This is a genomic window from Pantoea sp. EABMAA-21, assembly GCF_030053335.1.
GTDB lineage: Bacteria > Pseudomonadota > Gammaproteobacteria > Enterobacterales > Enterobacteriaceae > Pantoea > Pantoea communis.
The window spans coordinates 377701-402826 of the sequence record NZ_JASGBX010000001.1 but is presented as its reverse complement, the minus strand read 5'-3'; the positions used below and the strand labels follow the sequence as shown (position 1 = coordinate 402826).

The following is a 25126-nucleotide window of genomic DNA, read 5'->3' as shown; positions in this document are numbered from 1 at the left end:
ACGGCAATGTTAAAATTCATCCTGCGTCGGCTTCTGGAAGCGATCCCGACGCTCTTCATCCTGATCACCATCTCTTTCTTTATGATGCGACTGGCACCCGGCAGTCCGTTTACCGGCGAGCGCACGCTCTCGCCTGAAGTGATGGCGAACATCGAAGCCAAATATCATTTGAACGATCCGATCGGCAAACAGTACGTCAGTTACTTAGTGCAGCTGGCGCACGGCGATTTTGGTCCATCGTTCAAGTACAAAGATTATTCCGTTAACTATCTGGTCGGCCATGCCTTCCCGGTTTCGGCCAAACTCGGCCTCGCCGCCTTCTTCCTTGCAGTGATCCTTGGCGTGACGGCAGGAGTCATTGCCGCGCTCAAACAGAACAGTTTGTGGGATTACGCGGTAATGGGGGTCGCCATGACGGGCGTCGTGATACCCAGCTTTGTCGTCGCACCGCTGCTGGTGCTGATTTTTGCGATTACCTTGCGCTGGCTGCCGGGCGGTGGCTGGAACGGTGGGCAGTGGAATTACATGCTGCTGCCGATGGTGGCGCTGTCTCTGGCCTATATCGCCAGCATCGCGCGTATTACGCGTGGTTCGATGATTGAAGTGATGCACTCCAACTTTATTCGCACCGCGCGCGCCAAAGGGTTGCCGCTGCGCCGTATCGTACTGCGTCATGCATTGAAACCTGCCATGTTACCCGTGCTCTCGTATATGGGGCCGGCATTCGTCGGCATCATCACCGGTTCAATGGTGATCGAATCGATTTACGGTCTGCCGGGTATCGGCCAGCTGTTTGTTAACGGTGCCCTGAACCGTGACTATTCTTTGGTGATGAGTCTGACCATTTTGGTCGGCGTGCTGACCATTCTGTTCAATGCGATCGTGGATGTGCTGTATGCCGTCATCGATCCGAAAATCCGTTACTGATGGTGGAGTTCGCCCATGATGTTAAGTAAGAAAAACAGCGAAGCTCTGGATGCCTTCAGTGAAAAACTGGAAGTCGAAGGGCGCAGCCTGTGGCAGGATGCGCGTCGCCGCTTCATCCATAACCGCGCTGCGCTGATCAGTTTGCTGGTGCTGTTAGCGATTACCCTGTTCGTGATATTAGCGCCGGTGTTGTCGCAGTTTAAATATGATGACACCGACTGGGCCATGATGTCAGCCGCTCCGGATACGGTATCAGGCCACTGGTTTGGTACCGACTCATCGGGACGTGACTTGCTGGTGCGCGTGGCGATTGGCGGTCGTATCTCGTTGATGGTCGGCATTGCCTCCGCGTTGATCGCGGTGCTGGTGGGCACGCTGTATGGTTCACTGGCGGGCTATCTCGGCGGTAAAATCGACTCCGTGATGATGCGTATTCTGGAAATCCTCAACTCCTTCCCGTTCATGTTCTTCGTGATCCTGCTGGTGACCTTCTTTGGTCGTAACATCCTGCTGATCTTTGTGGCGATCGGCATGGTGTCGTGGCTGGATATGGCGCGTATTGTGCGCGGTCAGACGCTGGGCCTGAAGCGCAAAGAGTTTATTGAAGCGGCGCAAGTGGGTGGGGTGTCGACCTTCAATATCGTGCTGCGTCACATCGTACCGAACGTGCTGGGTGTGGTGGTGGTCTATGCCTCATTGCTGGTGCCCAGCATGATTCTGTTTGAATCCTTCCTCAGTTTCCTCGGGTTGGGTACGCAAGAGCCACTGAGCAGTTGGGGCGCACTCCTGAGTGACGGCGCCAACTCCATGGAAGTCTCGCCCTGGTTGTTGATGTTCCCGGCGGGTTTCCTCGTGGTCACGCTGTTCTGTTTCAACTTTATCGGCGATGGCCTGCGTGATGCCCTCGACCCGAAAGATCGTTAAGGAGTTTCCCGATGACCATACATGAATTTCAGCCAGCAATGGCTGCACGTGCGGGAAACAGTAACCTGCTGCTGGACGTTAAAGACCTGCGCGTCACCTTTGGCACCCACGATGGTGATGTCACCGCAGTCAACGATCTTAACTTTTCACTTCGTGCCGGCGAAACCCTGGGTATCGTCGGCGAATCGGGATCGGGCAAGTCGCAAACCGCTTTCGCCCTGATGGGCCTGCTGGCAAAAAACGGTCGCATTGGCGGTTCGGCAAAATTCAACGGTGAAGAGATCCTTAACCTGCCGGAGAACAAACTGAACAAGCTGCGCGCAGAGCAGATTGCGATGATTTTCCAGGACCCGATGACCTCGCTCAATCCGTACATGCGCGTCGGCGAGCAGCTGATGGAAGTGCTGAAGCTGCACAAAGGCATGAGCAGCGCGCAGGCGTTTGAAGAATCCGTGCGTATGCTGGATGCGGTGAAAATGCCGGAAGCGCGCAAGCGCATGAAGATGTTCCCGCATGAATTCTCTGGCGGCATGCGTCAGCGTGTGATGATCGCCATGGCGCTGCTATGTCGTCCTAAATTGCTGATTGCTGATGAACCGACCACGGCACTGGATGTGACGGTGCAGGCGCAGATCATGACGCTGCTGAACGAGCTGAAACGCGAGTTCAATACCGCGATCATCATGATCACCCACGATCTTGGTGTGGTTGCGGGTATCTGTGACAAAGTGCTGGTGATGTACGCCGGGCGTACCATGGAGTATGGCCGTGCACGCGATGTGTTTTATCAGCCTGCGCATCCTTACTCGATTGGCCTACTGAGTGCGGTGCCGCGTCTGGATGCGGAAGAGGGTGAGTCACTCACCACCATTCCTGGCAACCCGCCTAACCTGTTGCGCTTGCCACAGGGCTGTCCGTTCCAGCCACGTTGCGCCTTTGCGATGGACGTTTGTGCCAAGTCACCGCCGCTGGAGCCTTTCGCGGAAGGGCGTCTGCGTGCCTGCTTCAAACCGGTGGAGGAATTAGCATGAGCACCGTCATCGAAGAGAAGAAAGTCTTACTGGAAATCGCCGATCTTAAGGTGCATTTCGAAATTAAAGACGGCAAACAGTGGTTCTGGCAGCCGCCAAAAACACTGAAAGCAGTGGATGGCGTCAGCCTGCGCTTGTATGAGGGGGAAACCCTCGGCGTAGTGGGCGAATCGGGCTGTGGTAAATCAACCCTGGCACGCGCCATCATCGGCCTGGTGAAAGCCACCGACGGTCGTGTGGCCTGGCTGGGACGTGATTTATTGGGGCAGAGTCAGGATGAGTGGCGCCAGGCGCGCAGCGATATCCAGATGATTTTCCAGGATCCGCTGGCCTCGCTGAACCCGCGCATGACCATTGGCGACATCATTGCCGAGCCGCTGCGCACCTATTACCCGAAGATGCCAAAGCAGGAAGTGAAGGATAAGGTAAAAAACATGATGATGAAGGTTGGGTTGCTGCCAAACCTCATCAACCGTTATCCACACGAGTTTTCCGGTGGTCAGTGTCAGCGTATTGGCATTGCGCGTGCGCTTATCCTCGAACCCAAGCTGATTATTTGCGATGAACCGGTTTCGGCGCTGGATGTGTCGATTCAGGCGCAGGTAGTGAATTTGCTGCAGCAGCTGCAACGTGAAATGGGATTATCGCTCATTTTCATTGCGCATGACCTTGCGGTGGTGAAGCACATCTCTGATCGTGTACTGGTGATGTATCTCGGTCATGCGGTTGAGTTGGGCACTTATGACTCGGTGTACAACAATCCACAGCATCCTTACACCCGTGCACTGATGTCTGCGGTACCCATTCCGGATCCGGATCTGGAAAAAAACAAACAGATCCAGCTACTGGAGGGTGAACTGCCTTCACCGATCAATCCGCCCTCGGGCTGCGTATTCCGCACTCGCTGTCCGATTGCCGGACCTGAGTGTGCAAAAACGCGTCCGTTGCTGGAGGGCAGTTTCCGCCACGCAGTATCCTGTCTGAAGGTCGACCCCTTATAAGGTCGAAAAGAAAACGCCGGGCAATTGCCCGGCGTTGTTTTATGCGTCAGCGATTATTCACGCCAGAGAATGTGGCACAGCTTATGGTCTTTCTCGCGGCACAGTAGCACGCGCGCAAACACATCGGTAATCGGCTCGCCGTCCGCTTCACCCAAACCAATCACCACTTCCGCAAAGAAGTCCGGGTTGAGATCGAAATCGACGTGCTCCTGCCAGTCTTCCGACGGGTCAAACAACTCCGCACCGCCGCGCTCTTCAAACTGCAGATTGAACAGAATGATGTCAGCCGGATCGAGGTTATCACCGGCCAGTTCTAGAAAAATGTCGTAGGCCTGTTCCAGCGTTTCATCTTCGGTAAGGCGATTATTTAAATCCATGGTCATTCCTGCTTACTCTGAGGCGGTAATCTTGTCGCTCGTTTTACAGTAAAGGGCTAAAGAAGTAAAACAGTCGTTCAACGATGCGTTGCCACCACGCACGTTTAGCCCAGCGCGCACCATCCAGTAAGCGTGAGCGGGCGATATAGTCATCCTGCACCGTGGCCAAATCGCTGCCAAATCCATCATCATCCACCACCAGCGTGATTTCAAAATTAAGCCACAAGCTGCGCATATCAAGGTTTACGGTACCGACCAGACTCAGCTGTCCATCGACCAGCACGCTTTTGGTATGCAGCAAACCGTCTTCAAATTGATAAATTTTTACGCCTGCTTCCAGCAACTCGGTAAAGAACGCGCGGCTGGCCCAGCCCACCAACAGCGAATCATTGTGGCGTGGCACCACAATGCTGACTTCCACACCGCGTTGCGCAGCGGTGCAGATGGCGTGCAGCAGGTCGTCACTGGGGACGAAATAGGGCGTCGTCATGATCAGCTGTTCGCGTGCGGAATAGACCGCCGTCAACAACGCCTGATGAATCATATCTTCCGGGAAGCCCGGCCCCGAAGCGATCACCTGGATGATATGACCGCTTTCCTGCTCAAAGGGCATGATGTTGGCATCCGGCGCGGGCGGCAGAATGCGTTTGCCGGTTTCAATCTCCCAGTCACAGGCGTAAACGATGCCCATCGTGGTCGCGACCGGCCCTTCCATACGCGCCATCAAATCGATCCATTGGCCCACGCCTGCATCCTGCTTGAAGTAGCGAGGATCGACCAGGTTCATGCTGCCGGTGTAGGCAATATAGTTATCGATGAGCACCACTTTACGATGCTGTCGCAAATCCATACGGCGCAGGAACACACGCAGCAGGCTCACTTGTAACGCCTCAACCACGTCGATACCGGCATTGCGCATCATATTCGCCCATGGGCTGCGGAAAAATGCCACGCTGCCCGCAGAGTCCAGCATCAGGCGGCAATGTACACCCCGGCGTGAAGCCGCCATTAGTGACTCCGCGACCTCATCCGCCAGGCCGCCCGGATGCCAGATGTAAAACACCATCTCGATGTTGTGCCGAGCCAGTTGGATATCACGAATCAACGCGTGCATCACATCATCAGAGTTAGTGAGCAGCTGTAGCTGATTACCTTTGACACCCGCAATGCCCTGACGATGGTGACAGAGTTCAAATAATGAACGTGCCACGTCACTGTGTTCGGTGGCAAAGATATGGCGGCACTGTTTGAGGTCGTTAAGCCACTTGGCGGTGGAGGGCCACATGGTGCGTGCGCGCTCAGCCCGGCGTTTACCCAGATGAAGTTCACCAAAAGACAGATACGCGATAATACCCACCAGCGGCAGAATATAGATGATCAGCAACCAGGCCATGGCAGACGTCACTGCGCGGCGTTTCATCAGGATACGCAGCGTGACACCCGCAATCAGCAACCAGTAGCCGAACAGCAGCAACCAACTGATTAGGGTATAAAATGTAGTCATTAAGTGGACATCCTGTTCGCGCTTTGATGAGGAAAGTTTACGTGCTGAATAGCACTAGTGAAACCTTTAATCGTGAATGACAGTTCAATGAAGCTTTCGATTTGGCATTTTCAATCAGATCTTTATAATGCCTGGCGAGTTTAGCCTGTCTGATGAGGATGTGATGAGACGAAGCAGAAATGAAGTGGCACGCTGGAGAATGTTACGTCAGGTACACCGCCGTCGTGCACGTTGGCTGGAAGGGCAGTCACGTCGCTATAAACGTATCCATGCCATTCGTCATCAGGTGGCGCAGCAGCATCGCCGATCTATCCTGTTCATCACGCAGAATATGTAAATGGCTTACGCGGCCGTTAAGCGCCGCGTAACACCAGAGAGACATTGACGATCTGTAATGCGGCCGCCAGCACGACTAACATCACAATGTGCTGCCGGGCCTGGCGCCAGCCTTGCTGACGCCAAATCCAGAGTGCTCTGCCAATCAGCGTTAACACCGCTACCAGCAGTAAAACAGACTGCCACATCGATTAAAATACGCGCTTGAACGGTTTGACCGCCACTTTCTCATACACCCCAGCGGCAATGTACGGGTCGTCATTAGCCCAGGATTGTGCGGTTTCCAGCGAGGAAAACTCGGCAATGATCACTGAACCGGTAAAGCCTGCCGGACCCGGATCGTTGCTATCGACAGCAGGCATTGGGCCAGCGGCGATCAGCCGACCTTCATCCTGCAGTAACTGCAAGCGCGCGAGATGCGCAGGGCGTACGGAATTGCGTTTTTCCAGTGAATCTGCGGTATCTTCCGCATAAATGACGTAAAGCACGATGGGGTACTCCCGTTAGACTTGCCGAAATTGCGAGACACGTTAAGTGATCGTTAATCAGAGTGCAAATGAAAGATAAATCCACCGTCATATAGCGCAATCCCCGCTAAAAAACGCCTTTCTGCGAGTGGCATACACATCGCTTATTGAAACTGATTGCTATTTGCATTTAAAATCTGCGCTTCACTCAATGAATATGACTGATATGACGACGTTGACTACGCCTCTTCCTACACGTACCCCCGTAGCTATGATCTTGTCCGTGGTACTCCACGGCTCGCTGATTGCGGGCATTCTCTATGCATCGTTTCATCAGACCATTGAGGTTCCGAAAGCATCCCAGCCAATCAGCGTGACCATGGTGGCACCTGAAGTGCAGCCAGAACCGGCCCCCGCGGTGGTGACGCCGCCGCCGCCAGAGCCCGAACCTGAGCCGGAGGTTGCACCCGAGCCGCCTAAAGTCGAGCCGGTGCCGATTCCGAAACCTGAACCAAAGCCCAAGCCAAAACCTAAGCCGAAGGTAGAGAAAAAGGTCGAGCCGAAGCCACGTAAGGAAGTGAAGCCGCAGGAGAATCCGGTCAAGCAGGATATCCCGACCACTCAGACGCGTCCGACCACGGCACCGAAGAGTAACCCAGCGCCAACGCAAACCGTCTCTGACGGGCCTAAGGCGATGAACGTGAGCAAACCTGCCTATCCGGCGCGTGCGTTTGCATTACGCGTGGAAGGCCGTGTACGCGTGCAGTTTGATGTGGATAGCGACGGTCGTGTCGATAATGTGGAAGTTCTGTCAGCCGAACCGCGCAACATGTTCGAGCGTGAAGTGAAGCAGGCGATGAAAAAGTGGCGTTATCAGCCGGGTCGTCCAGGAAAAGGACTGACCATGAACATCGTGTTCCGCATCAACGGCGGCGCTAACATCGAGTAAGCCTGGGTTGAAGGCAAAGAAAAAGCGGTCATTGACCGCTTTTTTTATCGCTGTTAAACGGCAAGATTGGCTTTGCCAGGTGGCAGCGGACGGGATTTCCCGCTGTTATCCACGGCAACGTAAACAAATACCGCTTCAGTGGCGCAATACGTTTGACCGATTGGCTCAGACGAAACCTTCTTGATCCACACTTCTACATTGATGGTCATCGAACTGTTGCCGGTACGTATGCAACGCGCATAGCAGCTCACGACATCGCCCACGGCTACCGGTTTCAGGAACGACATACCATCAACGCGTACGGTGACCACACGACCTTCAGCGATCTCCTTGGCCATGATAGCGCCGCCCATATCCATCTGTGACATCAACCAGCCGCCAAAAATATCACCATTGGCATTGGTATCCGCTGGCATCGCCAGGGTGCGCGAGACCATTTCGCCTTGCGGCAATTTATGTTTTTCGTCCATTGCTCAGTTCTTCTGCAGGTGAAGAGAAGCCCGACATTGTCGGGCGGAGTAGCTTATTTTTGTTCTTGTTGCGGCATCTGTCGCCAGATGTACACGCCGCTAAACAGAGTAAACAGTAGGGTCAGGCCGGTCAGACCAAACACTTTAAAGTTAACCCAAAACTCTTGTGATAACCAAAACGCAACATAGATATTTACCAGGCCGCAGACGAAGAAGAAGATGGCCCAGGCAATATTCAATCGACGCCACACAACACCGGGCAACTGCAGCTCTTTGCCGAGCATGCGTTGAATCAGCGGCTGTTCCATAAAGAACTGGCTGTAGAGCAGTGCCAACGCGAACAGGGAATAGATCACGGTGACCTTCCATTTGATGAACTCATCGTTATGGAACACCAGCGTCAACGTGCCGAATACCGTCACCAGTGCGAAGGTGAAGAGGGTCATCTTTTCCAGTTTACGATACAGCACCCAGCTGACCACCAACGCCAGGCCCGTGGCGACAATCAGGGCACCAGAAGCGACAAAGATGTCGTACAGCTTGTAGAAGATGAAGAAAACTACCAGGGGAAGAAAATCGAGTAACTGCTTCATAGCGTTTCCAGTTAGGGCAGGAGCGTTCAATAAAGGCGCTCCGCAGAGCGCCATCGCTGTTAACGTAACAGCATATACAGTCGGTACAAATAGATAATCAGAATCGCGGAGACCAGATTACCCAGCGCGTTCATCACCACCGACGCGATGTTCACCGGCAGCACTGTGAGTGATGAGATGAGGAACATCAGCACAATCTTCGCCAGCAACCACAGCACAATGGCAGGGGCGATGACTTTCATGTTCTTCCATGCCAGTTTCATACTGGCGCGCATCGCGCCAATCACACCCATTTTCTCGCTGACCAGCATTACCGGTGCCAGTGAGAGCAGAATCGCCAGAATCACGCCAGGCACCATCAATACCATAAAGCCAATTTGCACCAGCAAGGTAATCAGGAAGGTCTGCAGCAGCAGTTTCGGCAGCAGTGGCGCGGAGGCACCGATTGCTCGCAGGGCACTCACGCGTTGGCCATTGGAGACCAGCGGGATCAGGCACAGCATACCGCCCAGCAGCAGCGTGTTGCCGATCAGCGCGGCAAAGGTGCCGGCTGCGGAAGCGCGCAGCAGGATGCGCTGCTGATCCGGTGACATATTCTGTACCAATTCAAACAGTGATGTCGCGCTGTCGTCAGCCTGGCTAAGCAGGGATAACTGGTCTTCGCCTGGGGTTAATGCATGACCGACAATCACCGTAATGAACGACGTCAACAACGCCATCAGCACAATAGTAACCAGCTGATGACGCAGAAAATTTCCTGTGTCACGGTATAACGAGCTTGCCGTGATAGACATGTACTCTCCTTGATGGAACCGGGTTAATTAACCCGGCGATTGTACATGTTCTGTGGGCTGGCGGGCACCCGCAAGACCATAACTTTGTGTCATCTCCGGTAAAGAATGGGGAATTAAAGTTCGTACCCGGTTCATAAAAGCAGCAAAGCCTCTTCATCTGCCCTCAAAACCTCCTCAGCGTTTTTTCTTTCAGGCGCGCAATGCCGAAAATTGATCTGAATCAATTCATTGTTTTTTAAGTGATTAATTTGAATTGATGCAGATGATCTTTTACCGAAAAAGGGTTAGATCTTGTGCCGCGATCCCGATTAAGACCTTACTTTTCTGCAAAGGAGTGATTATGAAACTGGCAAAATGCGCATTGCTCATGGCTCTGGCTATCCCGCAACTGGCACTGGCTCATCAGGCGGGGGATTTTTTCATGCGTGCCGGTAGCGCGACTGTTCGTCCAACCGAAGGCTCTGACAATGTGCTGGGTATGGGCGGCTTTAACGTGAGTAACGACACCCAACTAGGCTTGACCTTCACCTACATGGCGACAGACAACATCGGTGTGGAGCTGCTGGCGGCGACACCGTTCCGTCACAAGGTTGGTCTTGGTGCCACCGGAAATCTGGCTACCGTGCGCCAGCTGCCGCCGACGCTGATGGCACAGTATTATTTCTTCGATAGCCGCAGCCCGGTGCGCCCATATGTTGGCGTAGGTATCAACTACACCACGTTCTACGATGCCAAATTTAATCAAACCGGCCAGGACGCGGGCTTAAGTGATTTAAGCGTCAAAGATTCCTGGGGTGTGGCGGGTCAGGTGGGGATGGATTATCAAATCAACCGCGACTGGATGCTGAACGCATCGCTGTGGTACATGGACATCGATACTGAAGTGAAATTTAAAGCCAACGGTGAACAACAGAATATCAACACGCGCATCGATCCGTGGGTGTTCTTCTTTGGTGTGGGTTACCGTTTCTGAGGCACCCGCTGAAACACAACGGGCGACCCAAAGGCCGCCCGCTGCAGTATCGATACGCTATTACTTAATCTGCATATTGTTAACCACAGATTTAACCCCTGCCACGCTGCGGGTCACCGTCACTGCACGGTTCGCCATCTGCGGTGAGCTGACAAAGCCGCTTAACTGCACTTTTCCTTTAAAGGTTTCGACGTTGATTTCGGTGGATTTCAGCGAGTCGTCATTCAACAACTGTGCCTTAACCTTGGTGGTGATCACCGTATCATCGATATAGCCCCCGGTTCCTTCCTTTGTTGCTGTTGGTGCACAGGCGCTAAGTGTGATCGCCATGACCGCAGCCATTAATAATCCTGCAACGACTTTGAAAAAATTCATTGGTTATCTCCCTGTCTTAGATGGTGTTTCACCGCGACGAGACGGTGAGATTAATTGTGGTATGCGCTTTGCAAATCGGCAAATCGCCTGGGGTGAAAAAGATGGAAATACGCGATTTTTACCACTTATTGATCCAATGACGGCAGCAAGGCAAACGGTAAGCTAAAAAAGCAGGGCAAAACGAATAATAAAACAACAAGACGATAAGCCGACAGGTGCAAATTTAAGCATCAGGCAGGGAAAACAATAATGAAAAAGCGTGCCATTCTGGCGATAGCGACAATGAGCTATCTGTCCTACCTCCAGCTATTTGCTTCACAAATTTTGCCAGTGCCCAGCGCGCAGGCAGAACCGTTAATCAATCCACACCTGGGGACCTTGTGCAAAGCGGCTACCGCGCTGAGCTTTGGTCGCAGCTTCAAAATCATGCAGCTGGATAAGGTGGATGAGCAGGGCGTGGCGTGGGTGCACTATATCCGGCCCTCCGATCAATCACGCTGGGCCGTGCGCTGCCGGGTCCAGGGCGAGAGCGTTATCTTGATGTCAGATAATCCAGATAGCAGTGGACGTTGGCGTGAGGGGCCAGAAGACGAGAAGCTGACGTGGCAAATCAGAAACGACAAGCTGACGATGAAGCTGACTTATCCTGATGGCTCAGGCGATGAGCAAACGTTCAGGCTGGAATAATCAAGAGAAGACCCTATCCGCCATCGCGAACAGGGTCCTGAGGATTTAGCGCGTGCCAGCTTTCAGATCGCTGACATACGCTTTCAGTTCCGCTAACAGCGTGTCGGGATCGTTCTGGTTACGTTCGATGATCTTCACAATAGCTGATCCCGAAATCGCACCCGCTGCGCCTGCCGCGATGGCTTCTCTCACCTGGCTTGCTTCTGAGATACCAAATCCCTGCAACGGTGGTGCAGCATGATATTCGCTCAGCTTCTCAATCAAATGATTCAGCGGCTGGCTGGCGCGATTTTCTGCACCCGTTACGCCCGCGCGCGACAGCAGATAGGTATAACCGCGACCGTGTGAGGCAATCTCCCGCAGCAAATTATCATCGGCATTCGGCGGGCAGATGAAGATGGGTGCAACGTTATGTCGCATCGCAGCCTGACGGAACGGTGCAGACTCTTCAACCGGTACATCCGCCACCAGAACGGAATCAACGCCGACGGCTTCACATTGTGCGTAGAAGTTGTCGATACCTTTGCTGAACACCAGATTAGCGTACATCAACAGCCCAATCGGCAGTTCAGGATACTTCTGGCGCACGGCGGCAAGGATCTCGAAACACTGCGCGACAGTGGTACCCGCCGCGAAGGCACGTAGGGTTGCCCCCTGAATCGTTGGGCCATCCGCCAGCGGATCGGAGAACGGAATGCCCAGCTCTAACGCATCGGCTCCGCCTGCTACCAATGTATCGATGATCTTCAGTGACAGTTCAGGGGTCGGGTCGCCAAGGGTGACGAAAGGAACAAATGCGCCTTCTTTCTTCGCCGACAGACGTTGAAACAGCTGATTATAACGTTCCATCAGATCTCTCCCTTAGCTTTCAAAATATCGTGAACGGTGAAGATGTCTTTGTCGCCGCGACCGGACAGGTTAACCACCAGCAACTGCTCTTTCTCTGGGTTCTCGCGGATCATTTTCAAGGCGTGCGCCAGAGCATGAGAGGATTCCAGAGCCGGAATAATGCCTTCTGCACGACACAACTCTTTGAACGCTGACAGCGCTTCATCATCGGTAATCGACACATACTCGGCGCGACCAATGCTGTTGAGATGGGCGTGCTGTGGGCCAACAGAAGGGAAATCGAGGCCGGCTGAGATCGAATAGGATTCTTCGATCTGGCCTTCCTCAGTCTGCATCATTGGCGCTTTCATGCCGAAGTAGATACCGACGCGACCGTGCTTGAGTGGCGCGCCGTGTTCGCCGGTTTCGATGCCGTGACCCGCAGGTTCAACGCCGATCAGACCGACGCTGGTGTCATCAATAAAGTCAGCGAACATGCCGATGGCATTTGAACCGCCACCCACACAGGCCAGCACTGCATCCGGCAGACGACCTTCACGCTCCAGAATCTGCGCTTTGGTTTCTTCGCCAATCATGCGCTGGAACTCACGCACAATAGTCGGGAAGGGATGCGGACCCGCTGCGGTGCCGAGCATGTAGTGCGCGGTTTCGTAGCTGCCAGACCAGTCACGCAGCGCCTCGTTACAGGCATCTTTCAGCGTGGCCGAACCACTGTGCACCGGAATCACTTCCGCGCCCATCAAACGCATACGGAACACGTTAGGTGACTGACGTTCAACGTCCTTTGCACCCATATAAATGCGGCATTTCATGCCCAGCAGCGCGCACGCCAGCGCTGAAGCCACGCCATGCTGCCCGGCTCCGGTCTCAGCGATAATTTCATTTTTGCCCATGCGCTTGGCGAGCAGCGCCTGGCCCAACACCTGGTTGGTTTTATGTGCACCGCCGTGCAGCAAATCTTCACGCTTCAGATACAGGCGGGTTTTTGTGCCTTTGGTCAGATTGCTGCAAAGCGTTAATGCGGTGGGACGGCCAGCATAGTTTTTCAACAGATCGGTAAATTCAGCCTGAAATTCTGGATCGCGCTGCGCTTCGACAAAGGCGCTTTCCAACTGGCGCAGAGCGGGCATCAGAATCTGCGGTACATATTGACCGCCAAACTCGCCAAAGTAGGGATTCAATAACGTCGTCATCTCTCATCTTCCTTATGCGGCCCGCGCATCGGCGGGCGAGCGAAATTAATAGGCGCGCAGCGTGCGGAATACCGCCGCGACTTTACTGGCATCTTTGATGCCGGGTGCGGATTCAACGCCAGAGTTAAAGTCCAGTCCGGCGCAGCCCAGTTGTGCAGCCTCCACGCAGTTGTCGGCGCTTAATCCGCCGGCCAGCAGCACGTTGCTGAGATCTTCACCCTGCAGCAGTGACCAGTCGAATCGCTGTCCGCTGCCGCCCTGGCCATTATCAAACACGTAACGCTCCACATGCGGCCAATCGCGGGCTGGAAGGCTGCCGCTAATGCTCAGCGCCTTCCAAATTTTCACCTCTTCTGGCAGGGCGCTGCGCAGTTCTGCGACGAACGCCTGATCTTCATCACCATGCAGTTGCACAGCGGAAAGTTTGAGTGAACTGGCATGCGTGACAATGTCACTTACAGAGTTATTGCGGAATACGCCGACATACTTAAGTGGCGCAGCCGCTATGACGTTTTGTGCTTGTTCTTCACTGACTTCACGCGGTGAACCTTCGGCGAAAATCACACCGCCATAAATCGCGCCCGCTTCGTGCGCAATGCGTGCATCGTCAGGCCGGGTCAGGCCGCAGACTTTGTTGTCACCGAGCAATACGCGACGCACGCCAGCATTCAGATCGGCTTCTTCCATCAGTGCGGAGCCAATCAGGAAGCCGTTGGCGAAGTGGCTCAGCTCACGCACCTGCGCATAGTTATGGATGCCCGATTCGCTGATGACCGTCACACCGTGGCTTAAACGTGGTGCCAGTTGACGGGTGCGATTCAGATCAATCGATAGGTCGCGCAAGTCGCGGTTATTGATACCGACCACTTTAGCTTCCAGCGCAATCGCACGCTCCAGTTCTTCTTCATTACTGACTTCAGTCAGTACGCCCATTTTCAGGCTATGCGCCACGGCGGCGAGCTGACGATATTGCTCATCATCCAGAACCGACAGCATCAGCAAAATGGCGTCGGCCAGATAGTGGCGCGCCAGGTAGATTTGGTAAGGATCGATAATAAAGTCTTTGCACAGTACCGGTTGAGTAATCGCGGCGCTGACGATCGGCAGAAACTCAAAATCACCCTGGAAATACTTCTCGTCAGTTAAGACGGAAACGGCCGAGGCGTGATGACGATAAACGCCGGCGATGGTCGCAGGATCAAAATCTTCGCGAATCAAACCCTTCGACGGGGAGGCTTTTTTGCATTCCAGGATGAACACGGTGCGCGTGCCGCGCAGCGCATCGTAAAAGTGGCGTCCTGCAGGCTGCAAGCTGTTCTGGAAGGTCGCCAGAGGCTGCTGTGCCTTGCGTGCTTCAACCCAGACGGCTTTATCCTGAACAATTTTCTCTAAAACGGTGCCCTTAATACTCATCTCATCCTCTCGCTGCCAGAGCAACAACGCGCTCGTAAGCCTGACCACTGCGAATTGCGGTGATGGCGCGCTGAGCGTTGTCGCGCAAATCTTCATTTCCGAATACTTTCAGCAACATTGCGACGTTCACCGCAACGGCCTGCTCATGGGCTGGCTGGCCTTTACCCTGGAGCAAACGCGCCAGAATGTCACGGTTTTCTTCCGGCGTGCCGCCCGCCAGGGCTTCTTTATCATGGAAGCCAAAACCGAAGTCTTCAGGCGTCAGCTGATAACTGGTGATTTCACCGTCACGCAGCTCAGCGACCTGAGTCGCACTGTGCAGCGCCACTTCATCCATCCCGCCGCCATGCACCACTGCCGCACGCTGATAGCCAAGCACCTTCAGGGTTTGGGCAATCGGCAGCACCAGTTCCGGACTGTACACGCCGATAACCGCCAGTGGGGGTCGCGCCGGATTGATTAAAGGGCCCAGCACGTTAAACAAGGTGCGGGTTTTTAACTGTTGACGCACTGGCATCGCGTGACGGAATCCGCTGTGATATTGCGGCGCGAACAGGAAGCAGACGTTAAGATCGTCCAGTGCCTTACGCGCTTTTTCAGCGGGCATATCCAGATCGATACCAAAAGCCGCCAGCAGATCGGACGAGCCGGATTTGCTCGACACGCTACGATTGCCGTGCTTGGCCACTTTCAGCCCACAGGTTGCGGCGACAAAGGCGCTGGCGGTGGAGATGTTAATGCTGTTACTGCCGTCACCGCCGGTGCCAACGATATCGGCGAAAGTGTAATCCGGACGCGGGAACGGTTTCGCATCTTCCAGCAGTGCCGTAGCGGCACCCGCGATCTCTTCCGGGCGCTCGCCACGGACTTTCATTGCAATCAGCGCAGCGGCTAGTTGGGTCGGCTCGAGCTGACCTTTAATAATGGCGCTAAATAGCTGATGGCTTTCCGCCTGGCTCAGGGTTTGTGCCTGGTAAAGTTTTTCCAGAATATTTTGCATCACAATCTCCCTATTATTTCGCCAACGCCCAGGTCAGCGTTTGCTCTAACAAACGTGCGCCCTGGGTGGTGAGAATGGATTCGGGGTGGAACTGGAAGCCACACACACGGTCGGCATCATGGCGAACGGCCATTACCATGCCGTTGTAGCTGGCGTTAACGGTCAATTCGGCAGGCGTATTGCTGCCCACCAGCGAGTGATAACGGGCCACCGGCAGCGGATTGCTCAGGCCGCTAAACATCGCTTCACCGTCGTGATTAATCGAAGAGGCTTTGCCGTGCAGAATCTCACCGGCCTGGCCTACATGACCACCATAAGCCTCAACAATCGCCTGATGACCGAGGCAGATGCCGATAATCGGCAGAAGACCACGCAGTGCTTGCAGTAACGCAGGCATGCAGCCGGCATCTTTCGGCGCGCCGGGGCCTGGCGACAGCATCAGCACCGGATTTTCCATCTGCTGCAGTCGTTCAATCAGCACTTCAGCCGGCACGTTATTGCGGTAAATCACCACGTTGTGACCAAAGGTGCGCAGCTGATCAACGAGGTTATAGGTAAAGGAGTCGATGTTATCGAGCAACAGGATATCGGCCATCAGAAAATCTCCTTGCAATGATGGGCTGTGGCGATGGCACGTAATACCGCGCGCGCTTTATTGCGGCTTTCATCCGCTTCAGCCTGAGGCTGAGAATCCAGTACCACACCGGCACCGGCTTGGACGGTTGCAACACCATCTTCCACCCAAGCGGAGCGAATCACGATGCAGGTATCCAAATCGCCGTGTGCGGTGAAATAACCTACCGCACCGCCGTAGCTGCCGCGACGCGTGCCTTCTTTCTCAGCAATCAACTGCATGGCACGCACTTTTGGCGCGCCGCTTAAGGTGCCCATGTTCATACAGGCGCGATAGGCGTGCAGGACATCAAGATCGTCACGCAGCGTGCCAACCACGCGAGAGACCAGATGCATCACGAAAGAGTAACGGTCTACTTTGGTCAGGTCTGCCACATAGCGGCTACCAGGCACGCAGATGCGAGCAAGATCATTACGCGCCAGATCCACCAGCATCAGGTGTTCCGCCAGCTCTTTGTGGTCGGTGCGCATTTCCAGTTCGATACGGCTGTCGAGATCGCGGTCCAGTGAACCATCGGCATGTCGGCCACGTGGACGCGTACCGGCAATCGGGTAGATCTCAATCTGACGTGAAGTGGCGTCATACTTGAGTGAGCTTTCTGGTGAAGCGCCAAACAGCGCAAAGTCCTGATCCTGCATAAAGAACATATACGGACTTGGATTGCTGTGCTTCAGCGTGTCATAAGCGGCCAGCGGAGAAGGGCACGGCAGCGAGAAGCGGCGTGATGGTACCACCTGGAAGATTTCGCCAATGCGAATCGCTTCCTGCATTTCACGCACCACATTGCAATACTCTTCATCGCTCTGGTTGGTGCTCAACGCCATTTGCTCAACGCGCTGAACCGGCAAAGCCGGGGCAGGCTGCGTCATTTGACCACGCAGCTGCTCAACACGGCTCTGCAAGCGCTGGAATTCGCTGGTGGACGGGCTGAACAAGCTCGCCTGCAGACGAGCGCTGCGCGTCTGGTGATCAATCACCAGTAGGGTTTCTGCCAGGTAGAAGCAGTAATCCGGGCAGCTTTGCTCATTACGCAGCTCGGGTAAATCTTCAAATCCGGCCACCAGGTCATAAGCAAACAATCCGCCGAGGAACATCGCTTCACGCTCTTCCTCTGGGCTGTTCACCAGTTGCGGAATCAGGCGCAGCGCATCGAAAACAGACAATGCTTTCAGACGTGAATCTTCATCGTGCAACCCCTGAGGCAGCGGGAAATGCAGCACGCGGCCATCCGGACGCGCTTCAATGCTGACATCCTGCGGCAGTGCTTCATCCAGCAGTGGCAGAATGATGCGACCGTTTTCTGACAGCGCCTGTAATGTCACCACGTTGCCCAGTGCGCTGATGCGCAGGGCGCTATCCACAATCAGTAAGCTTTTCAGATTCTTTTTGCTGTCGATGTCGGCAGATTCAAGCAGCAGAGTTGCCGGACGTGCGCCGCAAATTTGATGGAACACTGCGGCCGGATCTTCGCGGTAGGGCGCGGTACCGGTAATCAACTTCAATGTAGGTTTCGCATTAGCCATTATTGTCATCTCTGAATTTCGCTCAAAAAAAAGCCCGCTCGGTGGCGGGCTCAGGTATCTGCACAATGGTTACGCATGTTGTGCACGACGACGTCGCCCGTTTAAAGGATTATCGCGCCACCAACCTTTTGCATGCGTACCAAAATTAGTCATGATGAGATACCCGTTACGTGTGAACTTGTGTACTAGTTAACTGGTTCAGATGAAAAAAGTCAATACCCTTTTTCAGTCAGGGTCAAAATCGTTATCATGCCAGCCGAGTTAAGTTGCTGCTGGAGTTACCTTGTCGGATATTGCCCGTTTTCCCCTTTACGATTTACACAGCCATACCCAGGCGTCTGACGGTTTGCTGACCCCTACCGAGTTGGTGCAACGTGCCGTCGAAATGAAAGTAGGGGTACTGGCGATTACCGATCACGACACCGTTGCTGGCGTGGCAGAAGCGCAAGCCGCTGTGCAGCAACAGAATCTACCGATTCGTATTCTGGCCGGATTAGAGGCCTCTACATTGTGGGAAAACCACGAAATTCATATCGTAGGTTTAAATGTGGATTGCCAGCATCCGGCACTGACCTTGTTTCTTGAGCAACAGCATCAATGCCGCGTTGAACGGGCTCAGCTGATTGCAGAGCGTCTCGAACGTGCCCGCATTCCTGATGCGTTGGCTGGGGCGCAACGCCTGGCTCAGGGCGGTGTGATCACCCGCGGTCATTTCGCCCGTTATCTGGTCGAGATGGGTAAAGCCGATAACATGGCGCAAGTGTTCAAGAACTATCTTGCCCGTGGGAAAACCGGCTATGTGCCGCCGCAATGGTGTACAATTAAACAAGCTATTGATGCCATTCATCATTCTGGCGGCGTTGCGGTACTCGCACATCCGGGTCGCTATGGATTGTCTGCAAAGTGGCTTAAGCGACTGATTGCCCATTTCGCCGAGGTCGGTGGTGATGCAATGGAAGTGGCACAGTGTCAGCAGGCACCCAACGAGCGCACGCAGCTCGCGACTTATGCGCGCGACAATCAGCTGGCGGGATCGCAGGGATCAGATTTTCACCAACCCTGTCCGTGGATAGAACTGGGGCGCAAGTTATGGCTGCCGGGCGGCGTTGAACCCATCTGGGAACGCTTTCCCGCGTTAGCGCCCGCCGTGGCTATTGCAGACAGGTGACATGAGGTTTTTATGAGTCAATTTTTTCACATTCATCCAGATAACCCGCAACCGCGTCTGGTCAATCAGGCGGTCGATTATCTTAATAAAGGTGGCGTGATTGTCTATCCCACCGATTCGGGTTACGCGCTAGGCTGCAGACTGGAAGAGAAGAACGCGATGGAGCGTATCTGCCGTATCCGGCAGTTAGATGGCAACCACAATTTTACGTTGATGTGTCGCGATCTGTCTGAGCTCTCGACGTATTCGCAGGTGGACAATACCGCGTTTCGTATTCTGAAAAACAATACGCCGGGCAGTTACACCTTCATTCTCAAAGCGACCAAAGAGGTGCCGCGTCGTTTGATGAATGACAAGCGTAAAACTATTGGTTTGCGCGTACCTTCCAATCCGGTGGCGCTGGCGTTACTGGAGAGATTGAATGAGCCGATGATGTCTACTTCGCTGATGTTGCCCGGTAATGACTTCACGGAATCGGATCCGGAAGAGATTCAGCACAGCATCGGTAAGCTGGTGGATCTGATCATTGATGGCGGCACGTTAGGGCAGCAGCCGACGACGGTGATCGATCTCACCAGCGATGTACCGGTTGTGGTTCGTGAAGGGGTCGGCGACACGCGCCCGTTCCTCTAATCACGCGTGGTCAGGCGGCGTTAACGTCGTCTGGCCTATATTCTTTTCCAGCCAATGTTTAAAATCACCGTACGGAATATACAGCGAAACATCTTTCAGAATGACTTGTTTGCTGCGCACATTGGAAATTTCATGGCTGTAGCCCACAATCACTCCGCCAATTGTCTGGTCAGCATTATATACCGCGCCCCCCGACATTCCCTGTACAACGCCAGCATTTGATGCCATTGCCATGCACGGTTTTTTATTCCATTTATTGGTAATAGCGGTGCGCGCTAAATTAACACCACTTGATTCCACGGGCATGGCTGAAATAAAGCTGTAGCCGTACATCTTAATGGGTTCACCGACTTTGCTGGTGCGGAATTTTGCCAGCGTTTCCGGGCTATTCTTATGATAGATAATGGCGACGTCGCAATAAGGATGATAAGCCTTCACACGCTGTACGGCAGTGGTGGCGACGTGCGCAGCTGTCAGGCTGTACTCTGGTGTTAAAGGGATGGTTGTACCGAGGATACCCAGACCCAATACCGTCGGGATGCCTGTCACGCTCATATCCACGTGTTCAAGCGCCGCTCGACTATACTCAGTATGGCCCACGGAACAGCCGCTCAGTGCCAGCGCCGCGAGGGCAGGCCAAAGCAGAGAGGTTTTCATGATAGTCATCTTCTTTTAAGCATGTCAGGAAAATCCCTGGTGAAGACTTTCGACATGCAAATTAAATTCATTCCGTGAATGAATAAACGCGTCAATTCCTGCGTGCGCCGGTTTATATTATCAACAATGCCACAGTGATTTTGTTAGTGGCTTGTTAGAGAAACGAGTGTAAATAGTAAAGGTTACGCTTTTATAAATACGGCACACTCTGTTTCAGGCTTAAATTTTACACAATTTTTTTATCAGAACAATTCATCAAATTTAATCTGAATCAAATAATGCGAAAATACAGACTTAATCCAACCTGCAGCGCCAATTAACTGGTAATTTAAAATTACTGGACTAATGAGCCTTATTTATCCCGGTTAATTAGTTTTTTATCCTGTTTTGCAGTTTGGGTTTAGATTTTATGTTTGGGATTATCCTTAAGCGTGGTGCGCAATCCTAGCAGACCAGTCTTGAAAAGTGCTAATGTATCACGGGTCTAAAGAGGGGGGTAATAACCAGGCATATAGAGCCAAGAGTAAATGTTAAAAATTCAGTCACTTGGCGCATAAAGAAGAGAAGTGTGGTTGGTGTATCTATAAGCAGCGTAAATGTTTAGGCATATGGCACTAAACGGGTGACGCAGCCTTTGGCCTTTATTATCGGCAGCAAAGGAAAAGGTGTTAACGAAACTTGCGTTAGTGTAAAATCGCGGGCCGCCTGAGATGGCATGCGCTATGCTCAGCGGTAACAGATTCTGATATGGGAACTGGTAATCCCCGTATCGTACCTCTTCTTACCACGACGCCTGGGAAGGCGACAACGAGGCATCTCCATGAGTGAGAAACTACAAAAAGTATTAGCGCGTGCTGGTCACGGTTCACGCCGCGAAATTGAAACGATGATTTCAGCCGGACGCGTCAGCGTCGATGGCAAACTGGCGACGCTGGGCGATCGCATTGAAAATGATAAATCCCTGAAAATTCGTATTGATGGCCATCTGGTTTCGATTGCTGAATCCGCCACTGAAGTCTGCCGCGTGCTGGCGTATTACAAACCAGAAGGCGAACTCTGTACCCGTAACGATCCTGAAGGGCGTCCAACGGTATTCGACCGTCTGCCGCGTCTGCGCGGTTCACGCTGGATCGCTGTGGGTCGTCTGGACGTTAACACCTGTGGTCTGATGTTGTTCACCACCGATGGTGAACTGGCGAACCGTCTGATGCACCCAAGCCGTGAAGTTGAGCGTGAATATGCGGTGCGTGTATTCGGCGAAGTGGATGACGATAAAATTCGTCAGCTCAGTAAAGGTGTGCAGTTAGAAGATGGCCCGGCATCGTTCAAAACCATTAAGTTTGCTGGCGGTGAAGGCATCAACCAGTGGTATAACGTCACCCTGACCGAAGGACGTAACCGTGAAGTCCGCCGTTTGTGGGAAGCCGTAGGTGTGCAGGTTAGCCGCCTGATGCGCGTCCGTTATGGCGATATTCAGTTGCCAAAAGGGTTACCTCGCGGTGGCTGGATGGAGATGGAATTACCGGCGGTTAACTACCTGCGTACGCTGGTGGATATGCCGGAAGAGACGGTGACGAAAGTCGCGGTTGAAAAAGACCGTCGTCGTACTAAAGCCAATCAGATTCGTCGCGCGGTAAAACGTCATAGTAATGTAAGCGGCAGCCCACGTCGCGGCGGCAGCAGTAGCAGCCGCAACAGCAGCACGCGGACCAGTGGAACTAACAAGCGCGGTTCCTGATATGCCCGTGACGCCGCATGCAGCGGCGTCACTGTTTTACCAATCTATTCCCTGCTGAGCCTGAATGCCTGCATCAAATGCATGCTTAACCGGGCGCATCTCGGTCACGGTATCCGCCATCTCGAGCAAGGTTCGATGGCAGCCTCGACCGGTGATAATCACACTTTGTTGAACCGGACGTTGTCCCAGCACGCGCACCAGTTCATCCAGATCCAGATAATCCATACTAACCATGTAGGTGATTTCATCGAGGATCACTAAATCCACATGCTCATCGGCAAGCATACGCTTTGCCGCCTGCCAAACCTGTTGGCAGGCGGCAGTATCGGTCTCCCGATTTTGAGTATCCCAGGTAAAGCCGGTGGCCATCACCTGAAATTCCACGCCATGCTGTTCCAGCAAATTGCGCTCACCATTTGGCCATTCACCTTTAATAAACTGCACGGCGGCAACGTTTTTACCGTGCCCGCAAGCGCGTAAAGCCGTACCAAAGGCGGCGGTGGTTTTGCCTTTGCCGTTGCCGGTGAACACCATCAAAATGCCGCGCGCTTCTGTCGCGGCAGCAATCCGCGCATCAACCTGTTCTTTTAAACGCTGCTGTCGTTGCTGATGACGATCACTCATGCGCTGGCTGCCCCCGGTTTACGTCCCGGCTGGGCATCAAAACTGATCCCGGTTTTGCGACGGCTGTCATCACCCATCAAATAAAGGTAAAGCGGCATCAAATCAGCAGGCGTTTTCAGTAAACTGGCATTTTCTTCCGGGAAAGCACTGGCGCGCATTTTAGTGCGAGTGCCACCAGGATTGATGCAATTTACCCGCAGATGACGATTTTTATACTCATCCGCCAGTACCTGCATCATGCCTTCGGTGGCGAATTTCGACACCGCATAGGCCCCCCAGCCTGCACGGCCGGTACGGCCGACGCTCGACGTGGTAAACACCAGTGAACCGGCGTCTGATTTCAGCAGCAGCGGCAGCAAGGCCTGAGTTAAATAAAAGGTGGCGTCAAGATTGATCTGCATCACCTTGCGCCAGACGGCAGGATCGAGTTCCGCCAGTGGGACGATCTCACCCAGAATCCCGGCATTGTGCAGTACACCATCGAGCCGTGGCACCAGGGAGGCGATCTGATCGGCCACCTCAGCGCAGCTTTCTGGCGTGGCATGCGACAAGTCCAGCAGCAAATGGGATGCGGGCTGCTTATTCAGCTGATTGATGGCGTGTTCAGTCTGCTGCAGCGTTTCGGCGTTGCGGCCCATCAAAATGACGCGTGCGCCATAGCGCGCATAGGTCAGCGCCGCTTCGCGACCAATGCCGTCAGAAGCGCCGGTGACGAGGATAATGCGATTTTCCAGCAGATCGCTTTTCGGTTGATAATGCACAGCGATGTCCTTTGGCAAGTCAGAGGGTTTTGGGCTTTATGCCTCAATTTGTCGCCAGGTGCAATCACCGCGCCTCGCATTCTGTGCCGCCTGCGGGCATTTCAGGCGACGAAAGTCGTTAAAGCGGGTAAACTCAGCCATTGTTTGTAATTCACTGTTTAATAAGGCGGCAGAATGGATTTACTCTCCAGTTATGGATTATTTCTGGCCAAGGCCGTCACCGTGGTGGTGGCGTTCGCAGCTATTGTTCTGATTGTGCTCAATGCCGCGATGCGTAAACGCCACAGCGGTGGTCAACTGCGCTTGACTCATCTCGACGATGATTATCGTGAAATGAAGGAAGACCTGCAGTTGGCGAAGATGAAGCCACAGGCGCAAAAAGTGTGGCTGAAGCAGCATAAAAAAGAAGAGAAGCAAAAAGCCAAAACCGAGAAGCGCAATGCCAAAGCTGGTGTGAGCGAAGCCGCTAAACCGACACTCTATGTGCTGGAGTTTAAAGGCAGTATGGATGCGGGCGAAGTCAGTTCTTTGCGTGAGGAGATCTCCGCGGTGCTGGCGGTGGCTGTGCCGGGTGATGAAGTCTTGCTGCGTCTGGAAAGCCCGGGTGGCGTGGTGCACGGTTATGGCCTGGCCGCTTCTCAGCTGCAGCGTCTGCGTGATGCGGGCCTGCAGTTAACTGCCGTCGTCGATAAAGTGGCGGCGAGCGGGGGTTATATGATGGCTTGTGTCGCGGATCGCATCGTCGCGGCGCCATTCTCTATCATTGGATCAATTGGTGTGGTCGCGCAGATTCCCAACTTCAACCGTCTGCTGAAACGCAATGATATCGACGTTGAACTGCACACCGCGGGTCAATATAAGCGCACGCTGACCTTGTTTGGTGAGAACACCGATGAGGGACGTGAAAAATTCCAGGAAGATCTCAACGAAACCCATCTGCTGTTCAAAGAGTTTGTCCAGCAGATGCGTCCGACACTGGATTTGGAAAAAGTGGCCACCGGGGAACACTGGTATGGACGCCAGGCGCTGGATTTGGGGCTGATTGATGAGATCGGCACCAGCGATGCGCTGATTATCAAGCAGATGGATCGGTTCAATGTGCTGGGCGTGCACTATGCGCGGAAGAAGAAAATGATGGATCGCTTCACCAACAGCGCCAGTCTGGCGGCCGAGCGGTTAATTCTGAAAATATGGCAGCGTGGTGATAAGCCACTGTTGTGAGCAAGCCCGGCAAATGCCGGGCTTTTTTATGCCAGGTGATAGCGTGAGGAGAGCTCAACGGCAAGGGATTTAAACACGTTAAACACAGCGGTGGTTTTCGCGCTCGGCAGGCCTTCTTCATCTAAGAAATAAGGCCCACGAAACACCAATATCTCGCCCTGCTGAATCACGTCATTGGCTTCCATCCCGGCTAAATAATCGTCGTGCTGCTTGATCATTTGATTGGCTATTTCCAGTAACGCCTGGCGTGAAATGGATTCCGTTTCTACTGACATTGTTCACCTCTTTTTTGACAGCAATCGTT

At 53.6% G+C, this 25126-nt stretch carries 29 protein-coding genes, 1 pseudogene and 1 other annotated feature; of the genes and pseudogenes, 13 read left to right on the top strand and 17 right to left on the bottom strand.

The window, feature by feature from the left end:
- Positions 1–6 precede the first annotated feature (6 nt).
- The 4 genes from oppB to oppF are packed head-to-tail and all read left to right on the top strand — an operon-like array spanning position 7 to position 3883.
- Positions 7–927 carry an oligopeptide ABC transporter permease OppB gene (gene oppB, locus QMZ65_RS01865; protein WP_034828832.1) on the top strand — a complete coding sequence of 307 codons (921 nt, stop codon included), beginning with the start codon at positions 7–9 and terminating at the stop codon, positions 925–927.
- Positions 928–942: 15 nt separating this feature from the next.
- Positions 943–1851, top strand: coding sequence for an oligopeptide ABC transporter permease OppC (gene oppC / locus QMZ65_RS01860; RefSeq protein WP_034828835.1), 909 nt, complete (start codon positions 943–945; stop codon positions 1849–1851).
- 11 nt (positions 1852–1862) lie between these two features.
- Positions 1863–2882 (top strand): ABC transporter ATP-binding protein, encoded by a 1020-nt coding sequence (locus QMZ65_RS01855; RefSeq protein WP_097116989.1) that lies wholly within the window; start codon positions 1863–1865, stop codon positions 2880–2882.
- On the top strand, positions 2879–3883 hold the full coding sequence (oppF, locus tag QMZ65_RS01850; RefSeq protein WP_200570146.1) for a murein tripeptide/oligopeptide ABC transporter ATP binding protein OppF: 1005 nt from the start codon (positions 2879–2881) through the stop codon (positions 3881–3883). Before QMZ65_RS01855 ends, oppF begins: the two co-directional genes overlap by 4 nt.
- A 53-nt stretch (positions 3884–3936) precedes the next feature.
- On the opposite strand, the gene QMZ65_RS01845 is transcribed toward oppF, so the two are convergent.
- Together QMZ65_RS01845 and cls are read right to left on the bottom strand one after the other, a co-directional pair.
- Complete coding sequence (locus QMZ65_RS01845; protein WP_196250121.1) at positions 3937–4266, bottom strand: HI1450 family dsDNA-mimic protein; 330 nt, start codon at positions 4264–4266, stop codon at positions 3937–3939.
- Positions 4267–4303: 37 nt separating this feature from the next.
- Positions 4304–5764, bottom strand: coding sequence for a cardiolipin synthase (gene cls / locus QMZ65_RS01840; RefSeq protein WP_034828843.1), 1461 nt, complete (start codon positions 5762–5764; stop codon positions 4304–4306).
- 163 nt (positions 5765–5927) lie between these two features.
- Here cls and QMZ65_RS01835 point away from each other — a divergent pair, with 163 nt between their 5' ends.
- Positions 5928–6101: a YciY family protein gene (locus QMZ65_RS01835; protein ID WP_097117257.1), complete on the top strand. Its 174-nt coding sequence runs from the start codon at positions 5928–5930 to the stop codon at positions 6099–6101.
- Between the two features lie 16 nt (positions 6102–6117).
- Here QMZ65_RS01835 and QMZ65_RS01830 read toward each other — a convergent pair whose 3' ends face one another.
- Together QMZ65_RS01830 and QMZ65_RS01825 are read right to left on the bottom strand one after the other, a co-directional pair.
- A complete protein-coding gene (locus QMZ65_RS01830; RefSeq protein WP_166936081.1) occupies positions 6118–6288 on the bottom strand; it encodes a hypothetical protein in 171 nt (56 codons plus the stop codon).
- Between the two features lie 3 nt (positions 6289–6291).
- Positions 6292–6588 (bottom strand): YciI family protein, encoded by a 297-nt coding sequence (locus QMZ65_RS01825; RefSeq protein ID WP_034828845.1) that lies wholly within the window; start codon positions 6586–6588, stop codon positions 6292–6294.
- Positions 6589–6793: 205 nt separating this feature from the next.
- On the opposite strand from QMZ65_RS01825, the gene tonB reads away from it, so the two are divergent.
- Complete coding sequence (gene tonB, locus QMZ65_RS01820) at positions 6794–7516, top strand: TonB system transport protein TonB (RefSeq protein WP_200570156.1); 723 nt, start codon at positions 6794–6796, stop codon at positions 7514–7516.
- Positions 7517–7569: 53 nt separating this feature from the next.
- On the opposite strand, the gene yciA is transcribed toward tonB, so the two are convergent.
- From yciA to QMZ65_RS01805, 3 genes are read right to left on the bottom strand one after another with little or no spacing between them, the layout of a single operon-like run.
- Positions 7570–7986, bottom strand: a complete 417-nt coding sequence (gene yciA / locus QMZ65_RS01815) for an acyl-CoA thioester hydrolase YciA (protein WP_097116990.1) — start codon at positions 7984–7986, stop codon at positions 7570–7572.
- 53 nt (positions 7987–8039) lie between these two features.
- Positions 8040–8579: a septation protein A gene (locus QMZ65_RS01810; protein WP_038646666.1), complete on the bottom strand. Its 540-nt coding sequence runs from the start codon at positions 8577–8579 to the stop codon at positions 8040–8042.
- Positions 8580–8638: 59 nt separating this feature from the next.
- Positions 8639–9373, bottom strand: a complete 735-nt coding sequence (locus QMZ65_RS01805; protein WP_034828852.1) for a YciC family protein — start codon at positions 9371–9373, stop codon at positions 8639–8641.
- Positions 9374–9713: 340 nt separating this feature from the next.
- Here QMZ65_RS01805 and ompW point away from each other — a divergent pair, with 340 nt between their 5' ends.
- Positions 9714–10346 (top strand): outer membrane protein OmpW, encoded by a 633-nt coding sequence (gene ompW / locus QMZ65_RS01800; RefSeq protein ID WP_097116991.1) that lies wholly within the window; start codon positions 9714–9716, stop codon positions 10344–10346.
- Between the two features lie 60 nt (positions 10347–10406).
- On the opposite strand, the gene QMZ65_RS01795 is transcribed toward ompW, so the two are convergent.
- Positions 10407–10721, bottom strand: coding sequence for a BON domain-containing protein (locus QMZ65_RS01795; protein ID WP_034828856.1), 315 nt, complete (start codon positions 10719–10721; stop codon positions 10407–10409).
- Here QMZ65_RS01795 and QMZ65_RS01790 point away from each other — a divergent pair.
- The gene (locus tag QMZ65_RS01790; RefSeq protein WP_283215426.1) at positions 10675–10887 is read left to right on the top strand and encodes a hypothetical protein; all 213 of its coding nucleotides are present in this window, start codon (positions 10675–10677) and stop codon (positions 10885–10887) included. The two genes, QMZ65_RS01795 and QMZ65_RS01790, sit on opposite strands and share 47 nt — an antisense overlap.
- A gap of 83 nt (positions 10888–10970) precedes the next feature.
- Complete coding sequence (locus tag QMZ65_RS01785; protein ID WP_283215275.1) at positions 10971–11408, top strand: hypothetical protein; 438 nt, start codon at positions 10971–10973, stop codon at positions 11406–11408.
- A gap of 45 nt (positions 11409–11453) precedes the next feature.
- Here QMZ65_RS01785 and trpA read toward each other — a convergent pair whose 3' ends face one another.
- The 5 genes and pseudogenes from trpA to QMZ65_RS01760 all read right to left on the bottom strand — a co-directional run bounded on the left by trpA (position 11454) and on the right by QMZ65_RS01760 (position 18020).
- Positions 11454–12257 carry a tryptophan synthase subunit alpha gene (trpA, locus tag QMZ65_RS01780; RefSeq protein WP_283215274.1) on the bottom strand — a complete coding sequence of 268 codons (804 nt, stop codon included), beginning with the start codon at positions 12255–12257 and terminating at the stop codon, positions 11454–11456.
- Positions 12257–13450: a tryptophan synthase subunit beta gene (gene trpB / locus QMZ65_RS01775; protein WP_045814391.1), complete on the bottom strand. Its 1194-nt coding sequence runs from the start codon at positions 13448–13450 to the stop codon at positions 12257–12259. Before trpB ends, trpA begins: the two co-directional genes overlap by 1 nt.
- A gap of 45 nt (positions 13451–13495) precedes the next feature.
- Positions 13496–14863 carry a bifunctional indole-3-glycerol-phosphate synthase TrpC/phosphoribosylanthranilate isomerase TrpF gene (gene trpCF / locus QMZ65_RS01770; protein ID WP_283215273.1) on the bottom strand — a complete coding sequence of 456 codons (1368 nt, stop codon included), beginning with the start codon at positions 14861–14863 and terminating at the stop codon, positions 13496–13498.
- Position 14864: 1 nt separating this feature from the next.
- Positions 14865–16458: pseudogene (gene trpD / locus QMZ65_RS01765) on the bottom strand (bifunctional anthranilate synthase glutamate amidotransferase component TrpG/anthranilate phosphoribosyltransferase TrpD).
- Positions 16458–18020: an anthranilate synthase component 1 gene (locus QMZ65_RS01760; protein ID WP_283215272.1), complete on the bottom strand. Its 1563-nt coding sequence runs from the start codon at positions 18018–18020 to the stop codon at positions 16458–16460. Before QMZ65_RS01760 ends, trpD begins: the two are co-directional and overlap by 1 nt.
- 24 nt (positions 18021–18044) lie before the next feature.
- Positions 18045–18149 (bottom strand) — a sequence feature (Trp leader region).
- A 154-nt stretch (positions 18150–18303) separates the two neighbouring features.
- Between QMZ65_RS01760 and rnm the strand changes: the two genes are divergently transcribed.
- Complete coding sequence (gene rnm, locus QMZ65_RS01755; RefSeq protein WP_097116999.1) at positions 18304–19188, top strand: RNase RNM; 885 nt, start codon at positions 18304–18306, stop codon at positions 19186–19188.
- Between the two features lie 12 nt (positions 19189–19200).
- The gene (locus tag QMZ65_RS01750) at positions 19201–19821 is read left to right on the top strand and encodes an L-threonylcarbamoyladenylate synthase (RefSeq protein WP_045814395.1); all 621 of its coding nucleotides are present in this window, start codon (positions 19201–19203) and stop codon (positions 19819–19821) included.
- Here QMZ65_RS01750 and QMZ65_RS01745 read toward each other — a convergent pair whose 3' ends face one another.
- The gene (locus QMZ65_RS01745) at positions 19822–20478 is read right to left on the bottom strand and encodes a serine protease (RefSeq protein ID WP_034821503.1); all 657 of its coding nucleotides are present in this window, start codon (positions 20476–20478) and stop codon (positions 19822–19824) included.
- Between the two features lie 820 nt (positions 20479–21298).
- On the opposite strand from QMZ65_RS01745, the gene rluB reads away from it, so the two are divergent.
- Positions 21299–22216 carry a 23S rRNA pseudouridine(2605) synthase RluB gene (gene rluB, locus QMZ65_RS01740; protein WP_034821500.1) on the top strand — a complete coding sequence of 306 codons (918 nt, stop codon included), beginning with the start codon at positions 21299–21301 and terminating at the stop codon, positions 22214–22216.
- Positions 22217–22252: 36 nt separating this feature from the next.
- On the opposite strand, the gene cobO is transcribed toward rluB, so the two are convergent.
- The gene (cobO, locus tag QMZ65_RS01735; protein ID WP_058959807.1) at positions 22253–22840 is read right to left on the bottom strand and encodes a cob(I)yrinic acid a,c-diamide adenosyltransferase; all 588 of its coding nucleotides are present in this window, start codon (positions 22838–22840) and stop codon (positions 22253–22255) included.
- On the bottom strand, positions 22837–23601 hold the full coding sequence (locus QMZ65_RS01730) for a YciK family oxidoreductase (RefSeq protein ID WP_283215271.1): 765 nt from the start codon (positions 23599–23601) through the stop codon (positions 22837–22839). Before QMZ65_RS01730 ends, cobO begins: the two co-directional genes overlap by 4 nt.
- A 174-nt stretch (positions 23602–23775) precedes the next feature.
- On the opposite strand from QMZ65_RS01730, the gene sohB reads away from it, so the two are divergent.
- Positions 23776–24822: a protease SohB gene (sohB, locus tag QMZ65_RS01725; protein WP_097117001.1), complete on the top strand. Its 1047-nt coding sequence runs from the start codon at positions 23776–23778 to the stop codon at positions 24820–24822.
- Between the two features lie 26 nt (positions 24823–24848).
- On the opposite strand, the gene QMZ65_RS01720 is transcribed toward sohB, so the two are convergent.
- Positions 24849–25097 (bottom strand): YciN family protein, encoded by a 249-nt coding sequence (locus QMZ65_RS01720; protein WP_097117002.1) that lies wholly within the window; start codon positions 25095–25097, stop codon positions 24849–24851.
- Positions 25098–25126 lie beyond the last annotated feature (29 nt).